2 rRNA genes are annotated in these 1,608 nt (G+C 49.6%); both read left to right on the forward strand.

Features of this window, described 5'->3' with window-relative positions:
- Nucleotides 1–502: ribosomal RNA gene (locus Q1B07_RS26465) — 16S ribosomal RNA — on the forward strand; the annotation flags it as partial.
- Nucleotides 503–718: 216 nt separating this feature from the next.
- Nucleotides 719–1,608: ribosomal RNA gene (locus Q1B07_RS26470) — 23S ribosomal RNA — on the forward strand; the annotation flags it as partial.

The raw sequence follows: 1,608 nt of genomic DNA on the forward strand, positions 1-1,608 counted from the left end.
AGTGACAGGTGGTGCATGGTTGTCGTCAGCTCGTGTCGTGAGATGTTGGGTTAAGTCCCGCAACGAGCGCAACCCTTGATCTTAGTTGCCAGCATTCAGTTGGGCACTCTAAGGTGACTGCCGGTGACAAACCGGAGGAAGGTGGGGATGACGTCAAATCATCATGCCCCTTATGACCTGGGCTACACACGTGCTACAATGGATGGTACAAAGGGCTGCAAGACCGCGAGGTCAAGCCAATCCCATAAAACCATTCTCAGTTCGGATTGCAGGCTGCAACTCGCCTGCATGAAGCCGGAATCGCTAGTAATCGCGGATCAGCATGCCGCGGTGAATACGTTCCCGGGCCTTGTACACACCGCCCGTCACACCACGAGAGTTTGTAACACCCGAAGTCGGTGGGGTAACCGTAAGGAGCCAGCCGCCTAAGGTGGGACAGATGATTGGGGTGAAGTCGTAACAAGGTAGCCGTATCGGAAGGTGCGGCTGGATCACCTCCTTTCTAAGGAAAATGAGGCTCGCTTGGTTTTTGTTTAGTTTTGAGAGATCATTTACGATCTTTCATTATATGTAAGAAAAAACATAGGAGTTTAAATGCTTATAGCATTTGTGCATCCTGTGCTTTATGTTCCTTGAAAACTAGATAACGATAATAACAATTCAAGTATTCACTGAGTTTAAACGCTTAGTTTAGTGATTCTTTCATAAAAAGATTTTTGGTTAAGTTATGAAGGGCGCACGGTGGATGCCTTGGCACTAGGAGCCGATGAAGGACGGTACTAACACCGATATGCTTCGGGGAGCTGTAAGTAAGCTTTGATCCGGAGATTTCCGAATGGGGAAACCCACTGTTCGTAATGGAACAGTATCTTTACCTGAATCCATAGGGTAATGAAGGCAGACCCGGGGAACTGAAACATCTAAGTACCCGGAGGAAGAGAAAGCAAACGCGATTTCCTGAGTAGCGGCGAGCGAAACGGAAGAAGCCCAAACCAAGAGGCTTGCCTCTTGGGGTTGTAGGACACTCTATTAGGAGTTACAAAGGAACGGGGTAAATGAAGCGGTCTGGAAAGGCCCGTCATAGAAGGTAACAACCCTGTAGTTGAAACTTCGTTCCCTCCAGAGTGGATCCTGAGTACGGCGGGACACGTGAAATCCCGTCGGAAGCAGGGAGGACCATCTCCCAAGGCTAAATACTCCCTAGTGACCGATAGTGAACCAGTACCGTGAGGGAAAGGTGAAAAGCACCCCGGAAGGGGAGTGAAAGAGATCCTGAAACCGTGTGCCTACAAGTAGTCAAAGCCCGTTAATGGGTAATGGCGTGCCTTTTGTAGAATGAACCGGCGAGTTACGATCCCGTGCAAGGTTAAGTTGAAGAGACGGAGCCGCAGCGAAAGCGAGTCTTAAATAGGGCGAATGAGTACGTGGTCGTAGACCCGAAACCAGGTGATCTACCCATGTCCAGGGTGAAGTTCAGGTAACACTGAATGGAGGCCCGAACCCACGCACGTTGAAAAGTGCGGGGATGAGGTGTGGGTAGCGGAGAAATTCCAATCGAACTTGGAGATAGCTGGTTCTCTCCGAAATAGCTTTAGGGCTAGCCTTGAA

This window comes from uncultured Metabacillus sp., assembly GCF_947503125.1.
GTDB lineage: Bacteria > Bacillota > Bacilli > Bacillales > Bacillaceae > Metabacillus.